Here is a 22,221-nt window from a genome sequence, read left to right as displayed (position 1 = left end):
TATGATCAAGAAATTTATCCTGATAGGATTCGTGTGCCTTTTTTCAGCCACAGCATATGCACAGAAAAAACCTACGTTTAATCTTCCTTCAAAAGAAGAATCCGATGTGAGTCCTATGGTCAAGGAAAAAGTAGAAGAATATGCTACAGAGATTAATACAATTATTCAGGAGGAGAAAAAACTTATGGAAGCTGAGCTTTTAGATCTTCAGAGCAAAGGACTCGAAAAGAATGAGTTTAATAAGCAGAAAGCAGACATTGCAGATCGCTTTTCAGAAAAAATTGACCAAAGGATACGGGATTTGGGTTTTGACCTCGATATGGTGATTCAGAAACAGGTGAGGTATTCACTTCTCAATACTGATGTTACTTCCAAGGAAGAACTAAGGGCGAAGCTTTTGAAGAAGTTCAGGCCGACAAGAAGTTTAGATGGTTATTTCTCTTATGGAGTAATGACGCTTACAAATAATTTGTCCGATAATGACCTCGATAAGCATATGGGATATTCCAATAATCTGGAATTTGGCTTTAAATTTAACTATCAATTTAGCAGAACCAGTCCATGGGGGCTTATTTCCGGTGTTGGATTTTCCTGGAGAACACTGCGTTTGGATGATAATATGATTTTTGCAAAGGATGCCAATTCGAATGTCTATTTGCAGAAATATCAGGGAAGTATAGATAAAAGTAAGTTGAGAACGGGCTATATCATGATTCCTCTGGGGTTGCAGTATAATTTTTCAAAACTTAAAAGTGCAGGAATGGATATTCAGTACAGAGACTATAATAAGGGATTCAAGGTTGGAGCTAATGTGTATGGAGGGATAAAAATGTCGAGTAATAATATCTTCAAAGGAGACGGATTCGACTCGAGAGACCGTGCGAATTACCAGGTCAATCCTTTCGTATATGGTGGTCAGGTTACACTTTCCTATAACGATTTCAGTATTTTTGTAAAGAAGGATTTCAGCAATTTCTTTAAAGATGATACTTTTAAAAATGATAAAGCACTGATTTTTGGAGTAGCCCTTTGGTGGTAAGAAAACACATATATTTATATAAATCTATTGAACAAAGGCCGGAAAATGATTTTCCGGCCTTGTTTATGAAATTACATTGGCGGTTCTTCCGAACACATGTCTGCTTCTACAAAGCACATTCCAGAAGTACATGGATTTCCTGAAGGTGCGGATAAGCAGCAGCCATGATATCCGTTGTAAATGATGTGACGGGTTCCACTCGGACAAGTATGTCCACCCACTATTTTCTTTAAATTTTCTCTGTTAAGCTTTGCAAGATTTTTCATAGTTATTAGTTTAAATATTTATGTATCACTAATTTATGAAAAAAAATAATCAGAAGATCAGTGCTTAAATGCTTAAAACAAAAGCCTTAGATTTCTCCAAGGCCTTTCTGTTTGTTACTTTAAGCTTCCGACCATGTCTTCCGGTTTTACCCACTCATCAAATTGTTCAGCGGTTAAAAGTCCTAGATTAACGGCTTCTTCTTTTAATGTTGTTCCGTTTTTATGGGCTGTTTTTGCAATTTTAGCTGCATTTTCATAACCAATATGGGTATTTAAAGCAGTTACCAACATTAAAGATTTATCAACAAGCTCTTTAATTCTCTCATAATTAGGTTCAATTCCAACGGCGCAGTGGTCGTTAAATGAAATGCATGCATCAGCAATTAACTGAGCTGACTGAAGAAAATTATACGCCATAACAGGCTTGAAAACGTTCAGTTCGTAATTTCCCTGGGTCCCGGCGAAGGAGATGGTAGTGTCATTTCCTAAAACCTGCGAACAAACCATAGTTAAAGCTTCATTTTGGGTAGGGTTTACCTTTCCGGGCATGATAGATGATCCCGGTTCGTTTTCAGGAATATGAATTTCCCCAATCCCGGAACGCGGTCCCGAAGCTAATAATCTTACATCCTGGGCGATCTTAAATAGTGATACGGCCAATTGTTTTAAGGCTCCATGGGATTCCACGATGGCATCATGGGCCGCAAGTGCCTCGAATTTGTTTTCCGCAGTTATAAAAGGATGATTGGTAAACTTTGCGATATATCCTGCTACAGCTACATCATAACCTTTTGGCGTGTTAAGGCCTGTTCCTACTGCAGTTCCTCCTAAAGCTAATTCAGAAAGATGCGGAAGAGTATTTCGTAATGCTCTGAGACCGAATTCCAGTTGAGCGACATAGCCTGAGAACTCCTGTCCAAGAGTAAGGGGAGTAGCGTCCATTAAATGGGTTCTTCCGATTTTTACGACATCTTTAAAAGCTTTAGCTTTTTCGGCTAACGTATTTTTTAGTTTTTCAACCGCAGGAATGGTTACTTCAACTACTTTTTTATAGGCAGCAATATGCATTGCGGTAGGATAGGTATCATTGGAAGATTGAGACTTGTTCACATCGTCATTCGGATGAATTTCAGATTTATCACCAAGTGTTCCGCCATTATTAACATGAGCCCTATTTGATACTACTTCATTGATATTCATATTCGATTGTGTTCCGGAGCCTGTTTGCCAGATAACCAATGGAAACTGATCATTGAGCTTTCCTTCCAGAATCTCATCACAAACCTTTGCGATCATATCTCTCTTTTCAGCAGGAAGAACTCCCAGATCGGTGTTGGCATAAGCGGCTGCCTTTTTCAGATAAGCAAAAGCTTCAATAATTTCATGAGGCATTGAACCTTCCGGTCCGATCTTGAAATTGTTTCTGGATCGCTCGGTTTGCGCTCCCCAGAATTTATCAGCAGGTACCTGCACTTCACCCATGGTGTCTTTTTCTATTCTGTAATTCATTGTGGTTGAAATTTTTATAAAGTTAAAGATAAACTATAAAATTCACAATTTATAATGGTTATAAATATGGAAGGTTATTGGTGATTTTACTCATGTTTTTTTAAGTATGTTTTATTTTTGCATAAAGAAAAAATTGAATGGAATTTAGATATCAGGATCCGTATCCGATTCAGAAAGATGATACGGTTTACAAGAAGCTTACATCAGACTATGTGAAAGTAGAACAACTTGGGGAAAGAGAGATTTTAACAGTGGATCCTAAAGGATTGGAGTTATTGGCTGAAGAGGCAATGGCTGATGTTTCTTTTATGCTTCGTTCTTCTCATCTTGAAAGCCTTAGAAGAATTATTGATGATCCTGAAGCTACTGATAACGATCGTTTTGTGGCGTACAACTTATTACAGAATGCTGCCGTTGCCGTAGAAGGAGCCCTTCCTTCCTGCCAGGATACCGGAACTGCTATTGTAATGGGGAAAAAAGGAGAAAATGTGTATACAGGAGTAGATGACGGGGAGTATTTAAGTAAAGGAATATATAATACATATCAGAAGAGAAATCTGAGATATTCACAAATCATTCCTTTGAATATGTTTGACGAGAAGAATTCGGGGTCAAATTTACCTGCCCAAATCGATTTATATACCAAAAAGGGAAACTCTTATGAGTTTTTATTTTTAACAAAAGGGGGTGGTTCAGCAAATAAGACCTTCTTATATCAAAAGACCAAATCTTTACTTAATGAAAAATCTCTTGAAGAGTTTATTAAGGAGAGAATTTCAGATCTTGGAACCGCTGCATGTCCACCTTACCACCTTGCTTTGGTCATTGGAGGAACATCTGCGGAAGCTAACCTGGCAGCAGTGAAAAAAGCTTCAGCTAAATATTACGATAATCTTCCTACTTCCGGAAATGAAGGCGGACAGGCATTCAGAGATCTTGAATGGGAAGCTAAGGTTCAGAAGATTTGTCAGGAAAGTGCAATTGGGGCTCAGTTTGGAGGAAAATACCTAACACATGATGTAAGGGTGATCAGACTTCCTCGTCACGCAGCTTCTTGTCCTGTAGGAATGGGAGTTTCATGTTCAGCAGACAGAAACATTAAAGGTAAAATTACCAAAGAGGGTATCTTCCTTGAACAACTGGAAGAAAATCCTAAAAGATTTTTGCCTGAAACAGCGCCCCACCTGGAAGAGGCCGTTGAGATCGATCTGAATAAGCCAATGCCGGAAATTCTGGCTGAGCTTTCGAAGTATCCGATCAAAACCCGATTAAAGCTAAACGGAACTTTAATTGTGGCAAGAGATATTGCCCATGCGAAAATTAAAGAATTGATCGACAGTGGAAAACCGATGCCTGAATATTTTAAAAATCATCCTATATATTATGCAGGACCGGCAAAGACCCCAGAAGGGATGCCTTCCGGAAGTTTTGGCCCAACAACAGCCGGAAGAATGGATGTATATGTAGATGAATTCCAAAAAAACGGAGGAAGCATGATTATGCTGGCCAAAGGAAACCGCAGTAAGGATGTAACAGATGCTTGTAAAAAGTACGGAGGTTTCTATCTCGGTTCTATCGGAGGTCCTGCGGCTATCCTTGCCAAAGACAATATTCTTTCGGTAGATGTAGTTGATTTCCCGGAATTAGGAATGGAAGCGGTAAGAAAAATAGAGATCAAAGACTTCCCGGCGTTTATCATTACAGATGATAAAGGGAATGATTTCTTTGCAGATCTTGCGCATTAATTAGTTTAAAATCAAAATAAATAATAAAAATAGAGCCTGTATCTTTTGTGTAAAAAGGAAAAAAGTTCTATTTTTGCCTAAAATCTATAAGAAAAATGATGTTATCAGCATTTTGGCCGTTTTATCAGTTCCTTTGGACCATCTATTTTGTAACAATGTTCCTGGTAGGATTCTGGTGTATCTTTATGTTTTTTGGATTAGTAATCCCAATGTGGTTAAGCGAAGGTTTGATGGAATACTTCGGTAAAGTAAAGCCTTTCGATCCGGAAGATATCAGAAGAAAAAAAGTATATGAGCAGGAAGGAGTAGAGGTAATCTTCAGCGAGCCTAAAGGTAACGGTCCTTTCTTACACGATAGTCACGGACATCATTAATTGATTGTCATTGCTTTTCCGCCTTAATTCCGGGAAAGTGATATCAAAGCAAAACAACATATACAAAACCACTTAATCTGATTAGGTGGTTTTTTTATTACTGGTTTCTCAATTTCTCCGGAGAAAGTCCGAATTTCTTTTTGAAGGCCCTTGTAAAGTTTTGTACATATTCATATCCACATTCTATAGATATTTCCTTGATCATGATCTCCTTGTTGATGATCATTTTTTTTGCCTTAAGCATTCTGAGGTCTGAGATATAATCTGTTATGGTCATATTATACTGGGACTTGAAGGCTTTTCGAATGCTATTCTGATTAATTCCTATAATCTTGCCGATTTCTTCTACCCTGATATTTTTATGGAAGTTTTCATCCACAAATCTTTTAATGGCTGATGCGGTTTTAGGAGAGATTTCATTTGTTTTTTTTTCAACAAACTGTTCAATCATTAAAATCAGGAGTTTGATTATTTTAGCTTCGATCAGTAATTTTTGTGTAATTCCTTTTTTGGGATTGCTTAATATTTCCTTGACGATCATATGCATTTCCACTGTCATAAGTGGTGGAGTTTCCTTATGAAGAAATATATAATTATTATTCACCATTTTTTTTAAGATATCTGCGCTTTCGTGGTCAGATTCAGGTTGAATCAGTTTTTCCATATACTGATAAGTAACCTGAATTTGGAGATATTTTAGTTTTTCGGGATTTTCTGTCCAGAGTAATGAGGTATTTTCCTGGGAGGAATAATGTAATATATATTGATTTTTTTTGAATAAAAACCTTGTTCTACAATCCTGGGCCTCCAGATAGATGCCTTGACTAAGTAAAAAGAGAAGATTGAAGGTATTTTGACCCTCAGTCATAATTGATTTCGAGGATTGTTCGGGGCAAACTTCTTCCTGTATTATTTTAAAGTCTGCGGATCTGAATAATAATCCTTTTTTAGATTGTTCCTTCATGTGGCAATCTCCTTACGATATGGTACGATTGATATTTAGTTAAACACCCGATAACAAAAAGTTTGAAAATGATAACTTCAGATTACCTGAGTAGAGTACTTTTGCGCAAAGTTAAATTTAAATTTAGAATAATTAAAAATAATATTCATTATGTTGAAAATTTTATATTTTACAATGCGAAAATTGGTGCTGGGACTAGGGTTGTTCATTGGTGGAAGTATCCTATATGCTCAGCAGTGGGAAAATGTAGGTTTGAGCACAATTGTTTCTGCGGGAGGGAGTAGTAATAATAATCTGGCTATAGATCATTCAGGGAACTATTATTTATCATATTATGATGTGTCTGTTGGGAAAGGCTCGGTTCAGAAATTTGACGGAACCGTTTGGTCTTACGTAGGCGGAAGTGCAGGGATAACAAACGGATCAGCCCTTTACAATTCGCTGACACTTGACAGTTCAGGAAATCCCTATTATACCAATCAGATCGGTTACCCGGGTTCCGGTCTGGAAGTACGTCAGTATACTGGTCTTGCATGGGCACAATTACCCAATGTTACATCGAATTCAGTAAATTATCATGCTTCGGCAGTATCATCCTCCAATGTTTTATTTATATATAGTAACGATGACTCCGGAACTGTTAAACGTTACGTAAACGGATCCTGGGAACAGGTTGGAAATAGTGGTTTTTCTAATGGAGCAGCATTTGCTGAAATGGTAATAGGATCAGATAATAAGGTATATACCTGTAGTGTAGCGAACGGAGTTAATGTATATCAAAATTCAACGGGGGCAACAGCTTCCGATAATTGGACATTGGTTGGTGGAAGTGTTGTTGATGCTTCTTCATCAGGAGAACAGTATTATTCAGATATTGCAATTGATAGCAATAATAATTTGTATGTTGCTTATGTTTCCAATGCTGCGAATGGAAGGAAAGTAAATGTTAAGAAATTTAACGGAACTTCCTGGGTTCAGGTTGGAAATGCTTATTTTTCATCAGGAGCTGTTCAGTATACCGCAATTGCAGTAACACCTTCCGGTGAACCTTATGTAGCGGTTAGTCGATGGGAAAATGATAATCATTTAAGAAATACGGTTTACAAATTGGACAATGTAACTCAGTTATGGGGTGCTTTTGGAGGGGATTTTATTTCCGATGGAGGAGCTACATTTAATGATCTCGCGATCGATACATTGAACAAATATCTGGTTTTGGCTTATTCTCAGGATGGAACACGCGTAAAAAGAATTTCAATTGCCGGTTCATCTCAAACCTGTACCAATGCAGATCCGGGAAATAATCCCGGAGATACAGGATGTGTTTCTTTTACCTATAACGGAAGTCAGGTTTCTTATTCTACTGTTAGAGGTAAGGATGGGAAAATATGGCTTCAGCAGAATCTGGGAAGCATTCAGGTAGCTACCTCAATGACAGATGAAGATTCTTACGGAGACTTATTTCAGTGGGGGAGATGGGATGATGGACATCAGAAAAGAAATTCTCAAACAGTAGGCATTCCTACGCCGAATTCTCCAGATGGGTTAACCGGAATTACTTCTTTTGTAACCGGATCCTGGTGGAATGCCAATTCATTAACAGATCACTGGTCAGCAAACAATATGAATGCGGTAAACTCAGGAAACGGATATGATCCTTGTAAAGCAATAAGCCTGGATTGGAAAATGCCGAGCCAGGCAGATTGGGCTGCATTGCAAAGTGCTGAAGTAATCAATAATCCTGCAACCGCATACAGCAGTACTTTAAAATTGTCTGCGGGAGGATACAGAGGAGCTTCAACAGCTGACTTTACTTTTGTTGGGCAAAGAGGCTATTACTGGAGTTCCACCCCGTCAGCCTTCGGAGCCAAATACTTTTATATCGGGAATACTATTGGAAATCCAAATGCAGGCGGACCAAGAGGCCAAGGACAATCGGTAAGATGTGTCAAGGATGTATCTGCGCTAAGTACTTCCGAAATCAGACTTAATACAATAAGTGTATATCCAAATCCAACGAATGGAATTGTTAACATTGATGTGGATTCAGCAATAGAAAATGTGCAGGTAATGAATGCAGTAGGGCAAATTGTCAAAATTCCGTTTTTCAATAACAAGATTAATATGCAAGGAATTGCTAAAGGAGTTTATATGGTTCAGGTAAAGTTAAAGAGCGGGCAAACTTTTTCAAAAAAAATCATTAAAAACTAATACTTTACTATTGATTATTTAGAAGGTAATCGGTAAAGACCTTTGTTTTCAAAACTTATTCATATTCAATATATGACATTTTAAAAGATAGTTCATTTTTTAGTTAAATAAACCCGCAGTGTATACTATATTGTACATTGCGGGTTTTGTTTTAGGTTAAATTTTTGATTGATTTAATTTGCCATAGAATCTGCTTCAATAATAGCTTCAGCAAAAGCTTTCGGAGCTTCCTGCGGAACATTATGGCCTATTCCATTGAGGGTTTTATGTACATATTTACCGGTAAATTGTTTGGCATAAGCTTTTCCATCTGCAGCGGGACCATCAAAATCACTTGCTATAGTAATGGTGGGTACATTAATAACGGGGCGTTTGTCCAAACGTTTTTCAAGATTGTCATATTTGGGCTCTCCTTTGGCCAGGGATAACCTCCAACGATAGTTATGAATAACAATTGCCGTATGATCGGGATTTTTAAAGGATTCGGCTGTCTGATCAAAGGTTGCCGTGTCAAAATTCCATTTTGGTGAAGCAGATTTCCAGATCAGTTTATTGAATTCATATGCATTTTTAGCATATCCTTTTTCACCTCTGTCGGTAGAAAAATAATATTGGTACCACCAGCCATATTCAGCTTCCGGAGTTAATGGATTTTTATTAGCTTCTAAATTTGTGACTAAATATCCGCTTACAGAAACAAGAGCTTTTACTCGTTCCGGCCATAACGCAGCCATAATGTCTGCTGTCCGGGCTCCCCAGTCGAACCCTCCAACTACTGCTTTGTTTATTTTAAGGGCATCCATCAAGGCAATGATATCCAGGGCAACAGCAGATTGCTGGGCATTTCTCATTGTATTTGGAGAGATAAAACGGGTCGTTCCAAATCCTCTCAGATAAGGAGTAATTACTCTGTATCCTTTTTGTGACAAAATCGGAACTACTTCATTGTAACTATGGATATCATATGGCCATCCGTGAAGAAGAATAACAGGAGTTCCATTGGCTGGTCCGGCTTCAGTATACCCGATATTGAGTACACCTGCATCAATCTGCTTTAAAACTCCGAGCGAACTTTCCTGATCCTGAGGATGAGCGGATGTTTGCTGTGCGTGGAGCGAGCCCGTTGTAATAAGAATGAGAAAAACGGCATTTAGAATCAGCTTTTCCATTACATTTTGAATTTTGAATCTTTGTAACATAGCTTTAGGTTTTTGATTTTTTGGAGTGATTTTTATTTATGATTCAAAAGTAGGACGATTCGTAAAGCCTTACCATTGTTACTTATTTCAACCGGGCATTATTAATCGTGAAGCGGTCATTTTAAATTGTGAATGATTAATTAGTAATTTTTGTGTATTATTTTGTTTAAAATAAATTGCTTTTAAGAAATTAAACTATTTTAGTATATAAATAGAAAAACGACCCTTATGAAGAAATTTTACTTTTTTATATTGCTGTTGATCAATTTTTTTGTGTTCGGACAAATCAACTATACCATTACTCCCGGACAGTTTAACGAAACAGATCAGATCACACTGACAGTTCCTGGTGATCAGATTGATGAATCGGCCTGGAACGTTAGTAACCACGCGATTTATATTTGGGCATGGTCACTGGATACCAACTACATGAATAGTCAGAATTGTCCTACAAATGGGAACTGGAACAATTCTGATGATCAGAATAAACTGAATTATAATTCAACGACAGATACGTATTCACTGACTTTTACACCAACAACTTTTTTTGGAAGAACAGGAATCGGAAGATTTGGTTTTCTATTAAAAGACAAGGCGGGAACCCATCAAACTTCTCCGGATATTTTTGTAAATGTAGGTGTATTAAATCTCACCCTGACAAATCCGCTGCCAAATAGCTTGACATCTGTACCTTCAGGAGGTTCTGTTTCTATATCAGCAACAACAAACGTCGCCGCTAATTTTCAATTAAAAGCTAATGGAGTTGTTGTAAATTCAACATCTACTCCTTCTGTTTCGTACTCTTACACCTATATGGTATCTGCAGATGCTGATATGGAACTCATTGCTACAGATAATTCCGGGACTAAAAATGCGAAATTCATAATACAGATTCCAAGAAATGTAATATCTCAGGCTATTCCTTCATGGATACGTCAAGGCATTAATTATCATCCTACCGACAATACAAAGGTTGGTTTAGCATTGTATGCTCCCCATAAAAACTTTGTGCATGTCATCGGAAGTTTTAATAGTTGGACAGTAAATGATAATTACCTGATGAAAAGGGATACTACAAACCCTGATTTATATTGGATTGAGTTAGATGGGATTACTCCGCAGCAGCTGTATACTTTTCAATACCGAACGAATGACCTGAAAAAAGTAGCAGATCCTTTTTCTCCCCAGATTTTGTCTTCTTACGACGACCAATGGATTCCGTCATCCACATATCCCAATTTGCCACCCTTTCCTGCGGGACAGAATTTTGAAGCTTCTATGTTTAAAACAGGGCAGCCAAATTATAATTGGCAGGTTACCAATTTCCAGAGACCAGATAAAGAAGATCTGATTGTATACGAGTTGCTATTAAGAGATTTTACACAGGAAAAAAACTGGCAATCTCTTATCAATAAGATTACCTATTTAAAGAATTTAAAAATTAATGCGATTGAGCTTCTTCCTATTATGGAATTTGAAGGAAATCTTTCATGGGGATATAATACCTCTTTTCATTATGCATTAGATAAAGCCTATGGGACACCGGAGAAATTTAAAGAATTTGTAGATCTGTGCCACCAAAACGGGATTGCTGTGATTTTAGATGTGGCATTTAATCATGCTACGGGAAGGTCTCCATTGGTAAGATTATGGAATATTGATCCTGACGGGGATGGATATGGGGATGTAGCAGCTAATAATCCTTATTTTAATCAGGTTCCCAAACATTCTTACAATGTTTTCAATGACTTCAATCACACAAGTTCAGCCACGAGATATTATGTTGAACGGACCTTGCAGCAATGGCTGACGGAATATAAAATTGATGGTTTCCGTTGGGATCTCACCAAAGGATTTACCCAAAATTGTTCCGAAAATGATGAGACCTGCACGAATGCTTATCAACAGGACAGGGTAGATATTTTAAAGTACTATGCGGATAAACAGTGGGCAATTGACCCTAATTCATATATGATTTTTGAACATTTAGGAACAGATGCAGAAGAACAGCAATGGGCCAACTACAGAGTTGCTGAAGGAAAAGGAGTGCTGCTTTGGAATAAGCAAACAGAGCCTTATAACCAGAATACAATGGGATATAAGGAAAACAGCAATTTTGACCGGATGAATCATCAACTTCACGGATTCACCAAAATGAATGCTGTAGGATATGGAGAAAGCCATGATGAGGAAAGACTTATGTTTAAAAATTTAGAATATGGCGCGATAAACGGGGCTTATAGTGTAAAAAATCTTGATACGGCTCTTGAAAGGATGAAAGCTTTTGGAGCGACCTTCTTTACCATACCGGGACCGAAAATGATCTGGCAATTTGGAGAACTTGGTTATGAATTCAGTATTAACCGATGTGCCGACGGAACCATTAATAATGGTTGCAGAACCGACGAAAAGCCAATTGCCTTTACATTAGGTTACGATAACAACCCAAACAGAAAAGCGGTCTATGATACGTGGGCGCAAATTATTACCATTCGGAATACATATCCCGTGTTTAAATCAAAAACCTATACAGTAGAATCCAATAACCTTTCTAATGATCCGGATGGATTGATAACCAGGATATTTGTTTATGACAATCTTCTTAATAACGGGATGAAAAATGTAGTAGTTCTGGCGAATTACAATACAACAACGAAGAATGTTATTCCTTATTTTCCATATACAGGTCAATGGCAGAACTTAATGGATCAAACTATTTCAAATATTACCTCGACTACCGCTCCTATTGTATTACAACCCGGAGAATTCAGGATTTTTGGGAATTATACAGGCAATTTATCTACTGTCGATGAAAATGCACCTCATAGACTATCTCTTCAGGTAATGGAGAATCCGGTGCATAATAAAGTAGTAAAACTAAAATATTATAAGGCTAAGAATGCAGTAATTGCCTTGTATGATATGACAGGTAAAAAGTTGGAATCATTCGCGCTCAAAAATGAGAGTGGAACTTATGAGTTTAAAATGGATTATCCTGCAGGAACTTATCTTGTTCATCTGAATTCTGAGTCGGGAATTGCGATACAAAAGATCATCATTAAATAGTTTGAATGTTAAATGATTCTTTTGTACAATTGTATACTATTTAGTTTTTTTACTTTGTTGATCGTGCAAATTAGTACTTTAAAGAAGTTAATATGTATAAGGGGGCCAAAGACGGTATAAATCAGAAACTAAAGGAGTTTCAAATTGAATTAATAATTCATATCTTTGCAGCCACAAAATTTCTATAATGTCCAAGTCATTAATTCCAAAACTGGAAGCTATAAAACAACGATATAATGAGGTTGCCGACCTTATTATCCAGCCTGATGTTATTTCTGATCAGAAAAGATATTCTTCTCTGAACAAAGAATATAGCGATCTGGGAAAAATCGTTAAAGTGTACGACCAATATAAAGCGGCATTAGATACAATTGAAGAATCTGATGAAATTATTGCTGATGGTTCAGACAGAGACCTGGTAGATCTTGCTAAAGAAGAAAAATTAGAAGCTCAGGCAAAACTTCCTGCTTTTGAAGAGGAATTGAAAGTATTGCTGATTCCTAAGGATCCTGCAGATGATAAAAATATCATTGTGGAATTGCGTGCAGGAACAGGGGGTGATGAAGCAGCTATTTTTGTGGAAGATATTTACAGAATGTATACCATGTATTTCAAAACTAAAGGTTGGAGACATGAAGTAACAGACTCTAATGAAGCTGCAAAAGGCTATAAGGAATTGATCATGAAAGTGGAAGGTGAAGGAGTGTACGGAATCATGAAGTTTGAATCCGGAGTTCACCGTGTACAACGTGTACCTGAAACTGAATCCCAGGGAAGAGTACATACTTCTGCCATTACTATTGCTGTATTACCTGAAGCTGAAGAAGTAGATGTGGAGATCAATCCTGCAGATATTGAAATGCAGACTTCGCGTTCCGGAGGAGCTGGGGGTCAGAACGTAAACAAGGTTGAAACAAAAGTTCAGTTGACTCACAAACCTTCAGGTCTTGTGGTGGTATGTCAACAGGCACGTTCTCAGCTGGCTAACCGTGAATTAGCAATGGAAATGCTTCGTGCAAAATTATACGACATCAAACTGCAGGAAGTTCAGGGAGATATCGCTGCACAAAGAAAAACGATGGTATCTACAGGAGACCGTTCAGCAAAAATTAAAACCTATAATTATCCTCAGGGTAGGGTAACAGATCATAGAATCAATAAATCGATGTATAATCTGGATGCCTATATGAATGGGGATATCTCTGAAATGATTGATGCTGTAATCATGGCTGAGAATGCAGAAAAAATGAAGGGAGAAGAAGATAATTATTAAATTTTTTAAATTAAATAAATAAAATAGCCTCTGTTTTCAGAGGCTATTTTATTTTAAATGTCTCATTCGTAACACCAATCTATATTATGAAAGCTTACAGAGCTATTATTTTTATAAAACGGTATTTTCCAAACGATTAGATTGTATGGTTTGAAACAAATGGGAGATGTCTTAATTGACAAACAGCCGGATCGGATTGTCCCTAACCTTACCGATTTTATTTTGAAAGTTTTAATGTAAAATATTAATCAAATTGAGCCTGTATAACAGGTTTTTTTTATTTGATGATATTATGTATTTTTGATAAAATCCTTTGAAATGAATTTTAAACCGATCTTATTAACAGCTGGAGTTTTATTTTCAGCATCTTTTTATTCACAAAAAATGACTTATCCTAAGGCCCTAAAAGGTAATCAGACTGATACCTATTTCGGAACTGCTGTGGCGGATCCTTTCAGAGATTTGGAAAATGACTCCCAGCCCACTAAAAAATGGGTGGATGAGGAAGTTGCTTTCAGCCAGAATTACCTTTCAAAAATACCCTTTAGAGAAAAAATAAAAAATCAATTGAGGAATATCTGGAATTATGAAAAGATTTCTGCACCTTCAAATGAAGGAGATTTTACTTATTATAATAAAAATGACGGGCTGCAGGCACAATCTGTCATATACAGAACAAATAATAAAACGAAGGCTACAGAAGTATTCCTTGATCCCAATAAGTTTTCTGAAAAAGGAACCACTTCTCTTTCTCAGCTTTCATTTAATAAAAAAGGGAATTTAGCGGCTTATTCTATTTCTGAAGGTGGAAGTGACTGGAATAAAATTATCATTATTGATGCTATCACAAAGAAGCAAATCGATGATACATTGACGGATGTTAAATTCAGTGGTATTTCCTGGCAAGGAGATGAAGGATTTTATTATTCCAGCTACGATAAACCGAAAGAGGGAACTGTGCTTTCAGGGATGACCGATAAGCATAAAGTATACTTTCACAAATTAGGAACAAAACAATCTTCTGATCAACTGATTTTCGGAGGGGATAAAACACCAAGGAGATATATCGGAGCAAATGTTTCTGAAGATCAGAGATATCTTATCATATCAGCTGCTAATACTACAAGCGGGAACGAATTATATATCAAGGATCTTAAAAATGGAGGTGATTTCATACAAATTAATAAAGGATTTGACATTAGTGCGGGTGTTGTAGATACGGAGGGAGATAACCTGTTTGTTTTCACGGATAAAGACGCTCCAAATATGCGTCTTGTAAAAACCAGCATTAAAAACCCTTCTCCTGAAAACTGGATCGATGTCATTCCTCAGACAGAAAATGTATTGGGAATTTCTACCGGTGGAGGATATTTCTTTGCAACATATATGGTAGATGCCATTGATCAGGTAAGGCAATATGATAAAACGGGTAAACTTGTAAGAGATATAGTTCTTCCGGGAAAAGGAAATATTTCAGGTTTCGGAGGAAAGGAAGATGAAAAAGAACTTTACTTTTCTTTTACCAACTATATTACACCGGGAACAACTTATAAGTTTAACGCTGATACTGGTAAATCAGAGGTTTACCAGAAACCAAAGGTAAAATTCAATCCTGAGGATTACATATCTGAGCAGGTATTTTATACATCAAAAGATGGAACGAAAATTCCTATGATGATCAACTACAAGAAAGGGGTAAAGCTGGACGGTAAAAATCCTACTATTCTTTATTCTTACGGAGGTTTTAATATCAGCTTACAGCCATCATTCTCTGTTGTCAATGCGATCTGGATGGAGAATGGAGGAATTTATGCAGTTCCGAATATCCGTGGAGGTGGGGAGTATGGTAAGAAATGGCATGATGCGGGAACAAAAATGCAAAAGAAAAATGTATTTGAGGATTTCATTGCTGCCGGAGAATACCTGCAAAATAAAAAATATACTTCGAAAGAGTATATGGCGCTTTCTGGAAGGTCAAACGGAGGATTGCTGGTTGGAGCTACGATGACCATGCGACCTGATCTCGCTAGAGTAGCATTTCCAGGAGTAGGTGTTCTGGACATGTTGAGGTATAATAAGTTTACGGCAGGTGCCGGATGGTCTTATGACTATGGAACAGCAGAAGATAACAAAGAGATGTTTGATTATCTAAAATCTTATTCACCGGTACATAATGTAAAGGCCGGAACTTGTTATCCGTCAACTATGATTATTACAAGTGATCATGATGACAGGGTTGTTCCAGCGCATTCATTCAAATTCGGTGCTGAACTTCAGGAGAAACAAGCCTGTAAAAATCCAATCCTGTTAAGAATTGAAAAAAATGCAGGACATGGAGCCGGAAGATCGACCGAACAGGTTATTGGTGAAAATGCGGATTTAATTTCTTTTGCTTTGTTTGAAATGGGAATTAAATTGTAATTGATTAATTTTTTTAATAAAATATACAAATTGTTAAACCGAAAGATCAATCTTTCGGTTTTTTTGCGCGAAAAAACGTGTAATTATTTAATTTTTTTTGCATTTATGGTTTATTTTTTTAATATCAAATGTATAAGGAGGGGTTAAATTGATGCTTTAGTTGATTATTAACTTTTTTGATGTGTTATTAGTATTTTTTGTTTTTATTTTTGTTGAAATGCTTAACGTTTTTATTAAAATAAATGTAATTTATGAAAAAGAAAGTTCTACTTATTTGTGCACTAGCTGCTGGGCTTACCAGTAGTTATGCTCAAAGATGGGAATCCGTATCTCAAAAGACTTCCCAGTTACGAAAAGAAGTAGAGGTTAAATATGCTTATAAAGTAGATTTAACTTCGCTCAGAAATTTATTAAAAGATGCTGTTGAAACAGGAAACAATGCCAAACCTGTTGTTATTAATTTGCCTACCGTAGAGGGAAAAATTGAAAAGTTTGCTGTGTACAGTAATCCTGTTATGGAGAAATCTCTGGCAGATAGATATCAGTTAGGTTCATATGTTGGGGTAGGTATTGATGATCCTTCCAAATATGTAAGATTCAGTACCTCCCCAACTGAAATGCAATCTATGATTATTAAGGATGGCGTATTTCAATTTATAGAACCTATTTCTACAGATAAGCAGACATATGGAGTCTTTTACAAAACCAAGAGGACTGAAGGAGATCATGGGTTTGAATGTACAAGTGAGGAAAAGAGCTTTAAAGATATAAAGACGCTGGAGGGTAACGGAAAAAAAAAGCTTTCTAGTGTAGGAATTACAAGTAGACCTTCCAGTACAAAGTATAGAACATATAAGCTTGCACTGTCTGTTACAGGTGAATATACCCAGCATTTTGGCGGAGTACCTGGTGCTGTTGCACAGATGAATACGACGATGACTCGTGTAAACGGAGTATTTGAAAAAGATTTTGGAGTTAAATTAATTGTTCAGGATTTGCCAACAATTGTTTATAGTAACCCTGCTACAGATCCATATTCTGATGCTGCTGCTGGATCGGCAGGAGCTTGGAACTTAGAATTACAAAATACTTTAACAGCCAATGTAGGAAATGCTAATTATGATATTGGACACTTATTCGGAGCTGATGGAGGAGGGGGAAATGCAGGATGTGTTGGATGTATTTGTGTAGATCCGTCGACTGCAGAGCCAGAAGGTAAAGGTTCCGGATTTACTTCTCCTTCAAATGGAAATCCAAGTGGTGATACTTTTGATATCGACTATGTTGCCCATGAAATGGGGCATCAGTTAGGGGGAAACCATACTTTCTCAAAAAGCACTGAAGGTTCAGGAGTGAATGTAGAACCTGGGGGTGGAACAACGATTATGAGTTATGCAGGAATTACACAGGACAATGTACAAATGAATTCCGATGCTTATTTCCACTATGCTTCAATCAATCAAATACTAACAAATCTTGAAGGTAAGCCGGCTGCTTGTGGTATATCTCAAGATATTACAACGAATACTCCACCTGTAATTTCTCCTCTTACATCTTATAGCATTCCAAAAGGAACAGCATATTATTTAGATGCAGTAGCAACAGATGCTCAAAATGACCCATTGAAATATACATGGGAACAATATGACAGTGTTGATGACTTCGCTTCAATTTCAGGAGATAGTGGATGGGGATACAATACTCAGGGATCCTTAGCAAGATCTTTCTTTGGAACAGCAAGTGGAAGAAGATATTTTCCAAGTCTACCTTTAGTAATGAATGGTACTCTTACCAATAAAGCGACATGGGAAACAGTTCCTTATGTGCCTAGAACTTTACACTATGCAGTGACAGTAAGAGATGAGAATACTGTAAGACCAATGTTATCTTCTTCTGAGACTACTGTAACAGTTGGTAATGATGGACCATTTAAATTTAACGGATTAACTGCTTCCTCGGTATTATATAATAATGCTTCAAACACGATCCAATGGGAGGTGGCTAATACCAATGCAGCTCCTTATAATGTTACCAATGTGAAAATAGATTATACAACCGATAACGGAAATACATGGACTGATCTGGTAGCCACTACTCCCAATACAGGCAATTATTCCGCACAAATGCCAAGTAATTTAACAGGTGCTGTTAAGTTTAGAATATCAGCAATTGGAAATATATTTTATGCGGTGTCTCCTCAGGTTACTATTGGAACAGCACCTACATCAACGACTAATGCACCTACAGGAGTTTTCGTACTGCCTTCTGAAATTTTAAAGACCACGGCAAGAGTTTCTTGGAACAGTGTTCCCGGAGCTAATACTTATTCTATTAACTATAGAAAAGTTGGTGAAGTAAATTGGGCTAATGCGGTAAGTAATACTAATTCTGTTTCTTTAACAGGTCTTGAAGACGAAACCAGTTATGAAACCCAAGTTGCAGCTGTAGTAAACAATGTACCTGGAACATTCTCTACGAATTATACTTTCAAAACGAAAGGTTTAAGAACAGGAGTTGACTACTGTTTGATGACTACAGGAGGGAATAATCTTCTTGCACCCTACTACAGCGGGCTTATTCAATTAAATCTGGCTAATGTTAATTATTTCTCAGGTAACTTGAATACTGCAGCTAGAACCTATTTGGATTTTAGTGAAGATGCCAGTAAATTAATCAACTTAACAAAAGGTACTCAATATACTATTTCATTTAGAAATTTAGGTCATGGTCTTGGAACTTATAATGACTGGTTAGAAATATGGATTGATTATAATAGAAATGGTACTTTTGAAGCCTCAGAAAAGATAGGATCTAGTGGTGCCGTTCCTGTTTATAATGCTGCAAATGATCTTAATTTCCATGATGGGACGATTGTATTTACGGTACCTGCAACTGCCTACTCAGGTGACAAAACATTAAGAATGAGAGTGGCAAGTACTTTCTTTAATCCTGCCACTGGGCCATGTGGTACTTCCTCTATTCCGGTAGGTGGCGGTGGAGTAATTTCAACGGGTTCTTTTAGAGACTTTTCTGTAAAAATTACAGGAGCACTTGCTGTGGATGAAGTAAAAGGAACAAAATCTGAAATTGAGATTTATCCAAATCCTGCCGATACCTTTGTTGAAGTTAAAAATCTTAAAGGAAAAGCAGATTATAAGATCTACAGCGCTGAAGGAAGACTAGTACAAAGCGGTAAACTGGAAGGTCAAAGAATTAATGTAGCTTCACTTATTAAAGGAATGTATGTTATTACCATTACCGGTGAAACTAAAACATACAGTACAAAGCTGATTAAGAAATAATAAAGTTAAAAATTAGATCGGAGCCGGACAATTGTCCGGCTTTTTATTTAGCTATTGGTTTTAATAACAGGTGTTTAACTGTAGTTTCATGTTTCATTCAAAAAAATTAACTTTACGGGGATAAAATTATTGAAATGCGAAAGACAATTTCTGTAAGAAAACTGAATCTGGATATTTTGCCTAAAGAAGGTGAGATTTATAATTTCGAAAAGGATGGGTTAGAATTAAAATCATCCTACACCCATGAAGATGTTAAAGATAAAGCTCTTACAGAGACATCTCCCGGAATTTCACCTTATTTAAGAGGGCCGTATTCAACGATGTATGTTCAAAAACCTTGGACAATACGTCAGTATGCCGGATTTTCTACCGCTGAAGAGTCTAACGCATTCTATAGAAGAAACCTGGCAGCAGGGCAAAAAGGATTGTCTGTAGCATTCGATCTTGCCACCCACAGAGGATATGATTCCAATCATGCAAGAGTTGTGGGAGATGTTGGGAAAGCCGGGGTTGCCATTGATTCCGTTGAGGATATGAAGATTTTATTCAATGAAATCCCTCTGGATCAGATTTCGGTTTCCATGACGATGAACGGTGCGGTCTTACCAATCTTATCGTTCTATATTGTTGCCGCAGAAGAACAAGGTGTTCAACAGGATCAGCTCTCAGGAACCATTCAGAATGATATTCTGAAAGAGTTCATGGTAAGAAATACGTATATTTATCCACCTACCCCTTCCATGAAGATCATTGCGGATATCTTTGAATATACATCTAAATACATTCCCAAATTCAATTCTATTTCGATTTCTGGTTATCATATGCAGGAAGCGGGAGCAACCCCTGTTCTTGAAATGGCATATACATTGGCAGATGGTTTGGAATATGTAAGGACCGGAATTAAAGCCGGAATGAATGTGGATGATTTTGCCCCAAGACTTTCTTTTTTCTGGGCAATAGGCATGAACCATTTTATGGAAATAGCTAAAATGCGTGCTGCAAGATACATCTGGGCTAATCTTTTGAAACAGTTCAACCCTCAGAATCCAAAATCTTTAGCGCTGAGAACCCATTCTCAAACATCAGGATGGTCACTTACAGAGCAGGAACCTTTTAATAATATTACCCGGACTGCTATTGAAGCATTATCTTCAGCATTAGGAGGAACACAATCCTTACATACCAACGCATTGGATGAGGCGATTGCTTTACCTACAGATTATTCAGCAAAAATTGCCAGAAATACCCAGATTATTTTACAGCAGGAAAGTGGAATTTGTGATGTGGTGGATCCGATGGGAGGAAGCAATCTGGTGGAAAGTCTTACCCAGCAGATGATTGAGGAGGCAATGAGGTATATCGATGAGGTGGAACAGGAAGGAGGAATGACGAAAGCAATTGAAGCAGGAATTCCTAAAATGAGAATTGAGGAAGCGGCAGCCAGAAAGCAGGCAAAAATAGATAGCGGTGAGGAATTTATCATAGGTGTCAATTCATTTAAATCAGCTCTAAAACAAGAGCCTATCGAGATCCTCGATATTGATAATACAGAAGTTAGAAGAAAACAAATTGAAAGACTGGACTCCATCAAGCAAACAAGAAATGGAGAAGCTGTTGAAGAGATCTTAAATGAGATCAGAGAGAGTGCAAAAACAGGTAAAGGAAATCTTTTAGCTTTATGTATTGAAGCGGCAAGAAGAAGAGTGACACTTGGTGAAATGAGTGATGCGATGGAAGAGAGCTTTGGAAGATACAAAGCCAATATCAGAACAATTTCAGGAGTATATGCAATGAATGCGAGTAAAAATGAATATTTCGAAAAAGCCCTTCATCTCACTCAAAAATTTGAGGAAGAAGAAGGACGTCGCCCAAGATTAATGGTTGCCAAAATGGGGCAGGACGGACACGATCGTGGTGCTAAGGTAGTGGCAACAGCATTTGCCGATATGGGATTTGATGTGGATGTAGCTCCTTTATTTCAGACTCCGGAAGAAGTAGCGAAACAAGCTGTAGAGAATGATATTCATATTTTAGGAGTGTCTTCTCTCGCAGCAGGCCATAAAACCCTCGTTCCACAGGTCGTGGAAGAATTAAAAAAATTAGGGGCAGATGATGTAACGATTGTAGTAGGTGGGGTTATTCCTCAGCAGGATTATGAATTTCTTTACGCAAACGGTGCAGACTTTATTTTCGGCCCCGGAACCAATCTTCCTAAATGCGCTGTAGAGATCCTGGATAAGTTTCTAAACAAAAGTTAAATATTTTAATATTGGCCATTGTTGTATGGTTTTTGCACTTTTAAGTGAAAAATTTAGATATGGCTTATACAGTAATTTCAATATTCCCTGCTAATGCAGATGTAGAAGGAATAAAAAAAGAACTACAGAATCAAGGATTTAAAGAAGCGGATATCATTGTTTCAAAATCAAAATTAGAAAACGGAACATCGGCAGATGATTACGAAGAAGATGAGAAGACAAAAAGTTTTTGGGATCATATTTTTGTAAATGAAATAGAGCTGCTTACAGCTTATAGAGAAGGAAGTATAGGTAAAATTAATATAATCGTCTATACGGAAAATATAGAGGATGCAAGAAAAGCAAAGGTCATTTTGAATGAAAGTGGTGCTATAGAAGTTAAAAAAGAAGCACAGAATACGGATCAATCAACAGATAAAGATACTGCAGGTTTACCGGAAGACGTTTATAAAGGGATCATTGCTAAGGCAAAACACAATGTTTATTTTCTGGACCCGGAAAGAGTATACCGTCCTAACAGTAGAGGCATGGATGCAAGAATGGATACTTTCGGCTCTAAAGATTAAAGTAATACATGCAGATAAAAAGCTTCAA

Annotated in this window: 14 protein-coding genes; 10 read left to right on the top strand and 4 right to left on the bottom strand. The window is 37.2% G+C overall.

Annotated elements, in window-relative coordinates:
- The first annotated feature begins 1 nt into the window (after position 1).
- Entirely contained in the window at positions 2-1,039 is a 1,038-nt protein-coding gene (locus tag PFY10_12400) for an outer membrane beta-barrel protein (protein WBV55038.1), read from the top strand.
- Between the two features lie 71 nt (positions 1,040-1,110).
- Here PFY10_12400 and PFY10_12395 read toward each other — a convergent pair whose 3' ends face one another.
- Entirely contained in the window at positions 1,111-1,305 is a 195-nt protein-coding gene (locus tag PFY10_12395) for a hypothetical protein (GenBank protein WBV55037.1), read from the bottom strand.
- Positions 1,306-1,419: 114 nt separating this feature from the next.
- The gene (gene fumC / locus PFY10_12390) at positions 1,420-2,814 is read right to left on the bottom strand and encodes a class II fumarate hydratase (protein ID WBV55036.1); all 1,395 of its coding nucleotides are present in this window, start codon (positions 2,812-2,814) and stop codon (positions 1,420-1,422) included.
- Positions 2,815-2,951: 137 nt separating this feature from the next.
- Here fumC and PFY10_12385 point away from each other — a divergent pair, with 137 nt between their 5' ends.
- A complete protein-coding gene (locus PFY10_12385) occupies positions 2,952-4,559 on the top strand; it encodes a fumarate hydratase (GenBank protein ID WBV55035.1) in 1,608 nt (535 codons plus the stop codon).
- A gap of 95 nt (positions 4,560-4,654) precedes the next feature.
- Positions 4,655-4,933: a hypothetical protein gene (locus tag PFY10_12380; protein WBV55034.1), complete on the top strand. Its 279-nt coding sequence runs from the start codon at positions 4,655-4,657 to the stop codon at positions 4,931-4,933.
- Positions 4,934-5,030: 97 nt separating this feature from the next.
- On the opposite strand, the gene PFY10_12375 is transcribed toward PFY10_12380, so the two are convergent.
- Positions 5,031-5,897: an AraC family transcriptional regulator gene (locus PFY10_12375; protein ID WBV55033.1), complete on the bottom strand. Its 867-nt coding sequence runs from the start codon at positions 5,895-5,897 to the stop codon at positions 5,031-5,033.
- A gap of 150 nt (positions 5,898-6,047) precedes the next feature.
- Between PFY10_12375 and PFY10_12370 the strand changes: the two genes are divergently transcribed.
- On the top strand, positions 6,048-8,108 hold the full coding sequence (locus PFY10_12370; GenBank protein WBV55032.1) for a T9SS type A sorting domain-containing protein: 2,061 nt from the start codon (positions 6,048-6,050) through the stop codon (positions 8,106-8,108).
- A 173-nt stretch (positions 8,109-8,281) separates the two neighbouring features.
- Here the strand turns inward: PFY10_12370 and PFY10_12365 are convergent, their stop codons facing one another.
- Complete coding sequence (locus tag PFY10_12365; GenBank protein ID WBV55031.1) at positions 8,282-9,307, bottom strand: alpha/beta hydrolase; 1,026 nt, start codon at positions 9,305-9,307, stop codon at positions 8,282-8,284.
- A gap of 228 nt (positions 9,308-9,535) precedes the next feature.
- On the opposite strand from PFY10_12365, the gene PFY10_12360 reads away from it, so the two are divergent.
- From PFY10_12360 to PFY10_12335, 6 genes are all read left to right on the top strand, one after another.
- Complete coding sequence (locus tag PFY10_12360) at positions 9,536-12,373, top strand: alpha-amylase family glycosyl hydrolase (protein WBV55030.1); 2,838 nt, start codon at positions 9,536-9,538, stop codon at positions 12,371-12,373.
- 187 nt (positions 12,374-12,560) lie between these two features.
- Positions 12,561-13,646: a peptide chain release factor 1 gene (gene prfA / locus PFY10_12355; GenBank protein ID WBV55029.1), complete on the top strand. Its 1,086-nt coding sequence runs from the start codon at positions 12,561-12,563 to the stop codon at positions 13,644-13,646.
- Between the two features lie 318 nt (positions 13,647-13,964).
- The gene (locus PFY10_12350; protein ID WBV55028.1) at positions 13,965-16,067 is read left to right on the top strand and encodes a prolyl oligopeptidase family serine peptidase; all 2,103 of its coding nucleotides are present in this window, start codon (positions 13,965-13,967) and stop codon (positions 16,065-16,067) included.
- A gap of 251 nt (positions 16,068-16,318) precedes the next feature.
- Positions 16,319-19,369 (top strand): M12 family metallo-peptidase, encoded by a 3,051-nt coding sequence (locus PFY10_12345; protein WBV55027.1) that lies wholly within the window; start codon positions 16,319-16,321, stop codon positions 19,367-19,369.
- A gap of 134 nt (positions 19,370-19,503) precedes the next feature.
- Positions 19,504-21,627 carry a methylmalonyl-CoA mutase gene (gene scpA / locus PFY10_12340; GenBank protein ID WBV55026.1) on the top strand — a complete coding sequence of 708 codons (2,124 nt, stop codon included), beginning with the start codon at positions 19,504-19,506 and terminating at the stop codon, positions 21,625-21,627.
- 59 nt (positions 21,628-21,686) lie between these two features.
- Positions 21,687-22,193, top strand: coding sequence for a hypothetical protein (locus PFY10_12335; protein WBV55025.1), 507 nt, complete (start codon positions 21,687-21,689; stop codon positions 22,191-22,193).
- Positions 22,194-22,221: the final 28 nt, after the last annotated feature.

Origin of the sequence: Chryseobacterium daecheongense (genome assembly GCA_027920525.1) — a bacterium.
In the GTDB taxonomy this organism is placed as follows: domain Bacteria; phylum Bacteroidota; class Bacteroidia; order Flavobacteriales; family Weeksellaceae; genus Chryseobacterium; species Chryseobacterium proteolyticum.
Note: the sequence above shows the minus strand (reverse complement) of the source record. Positions and strands in the feature narration are given on the sequence as shown.

Bases quoted from the DNA above. Each gene is read 5' to 3' on its own strand.
- PFY10_12400 (WBV55038.1), top strand. From the start codon at position 2: ATGATCAAGAAATTTATCCTGATAGGATTCGTGTGCCTTTTTTCAGCC.
- PFY10_12395 (WBV55037.1), bottom strand. From the start codon at position 1,305: ATGAAAAATCTTGCAAAGCTTAACAGAGAAAATTTAAAGAAAATAGTG.
- fumC (WBV55036.1), bottom strand. From the start codon at position 2,814: ATGAATTACAGAATAGAAAAAGACACCATGGGTGAAGTGCAGGTACCT.
- PFY10_12385 (WBV55035.1), top strand. From the start codon at position 2,952: ATGGAATTTAGATATCAGGATCCGTATCCGATTCAGAAAGATGATACG.
- PFY10_12380 (WBV55034.1), top strand. From the start codon at position 4,655: ATGATGTTATCAGCATTTTGGCCGTTTTATCAGTTCCTTTGGACCATC.
- PFY10_12375 (WBV55033.1), bottom strand. From the start codon at position 5,897: ATGAAGGAACAATCTAAAAAAGGATTATTATTCAGATCCGCAGACTTT.
- PFY10_12370 (WBV55032.1), top strand. From the start codon at position 6,048: ATGTTGAAAATTTTATATTTTACAATGCGAAAATTGGTGCTGGGACTA.
- PFY10_12365 (WBV55031.1), bottom strand. From the start codon at position 9,307: ATGTTACAAAGATTCAAAATTCAAAATGTAATGGAAAAGCTGATTCTA.
- PFY10_12360 (WBV55030.1), top strand. From the start codon at position 9,536: ATGAAGAAATTTTACTTTTTTATATTGCTGTTGATCAATTTTTTTGTG.
- prfA (WBV55029.1), top strand. From the start codon at position 12,561: ATGTCCAAGTCATTAATTCCAAAACTGGAAGCTATAAAACAACGATAT.
- PFY10_12350 (WBV55028.1), top strand. From the start codon at position 13,965: ATGAATTTTAAACCGATCTTATTAACAGCTGGAGTTTTATTTTCAGCA.
- PFY10_12345 (WBV55027.1), top strand. From the start codon at position 16,319: ATGAAAAAGAAAGTTCTACTTATTTGTGCACTAGCTGCTGGGCTTACC.
- scpA (WBV55026.1), top strand. From the start codon at position 19,504: ATGCGAAAGACAATTTCTGTAAGAAAACTGAATCTGGATATTTTGCCT.
- PFY10_12335 (WBV55025.1), top strand. From the start codon at position 21,687: ATGGCTTATACAGTAATTTCAATATTCCCTGCTAATGCAGATGTAGAA.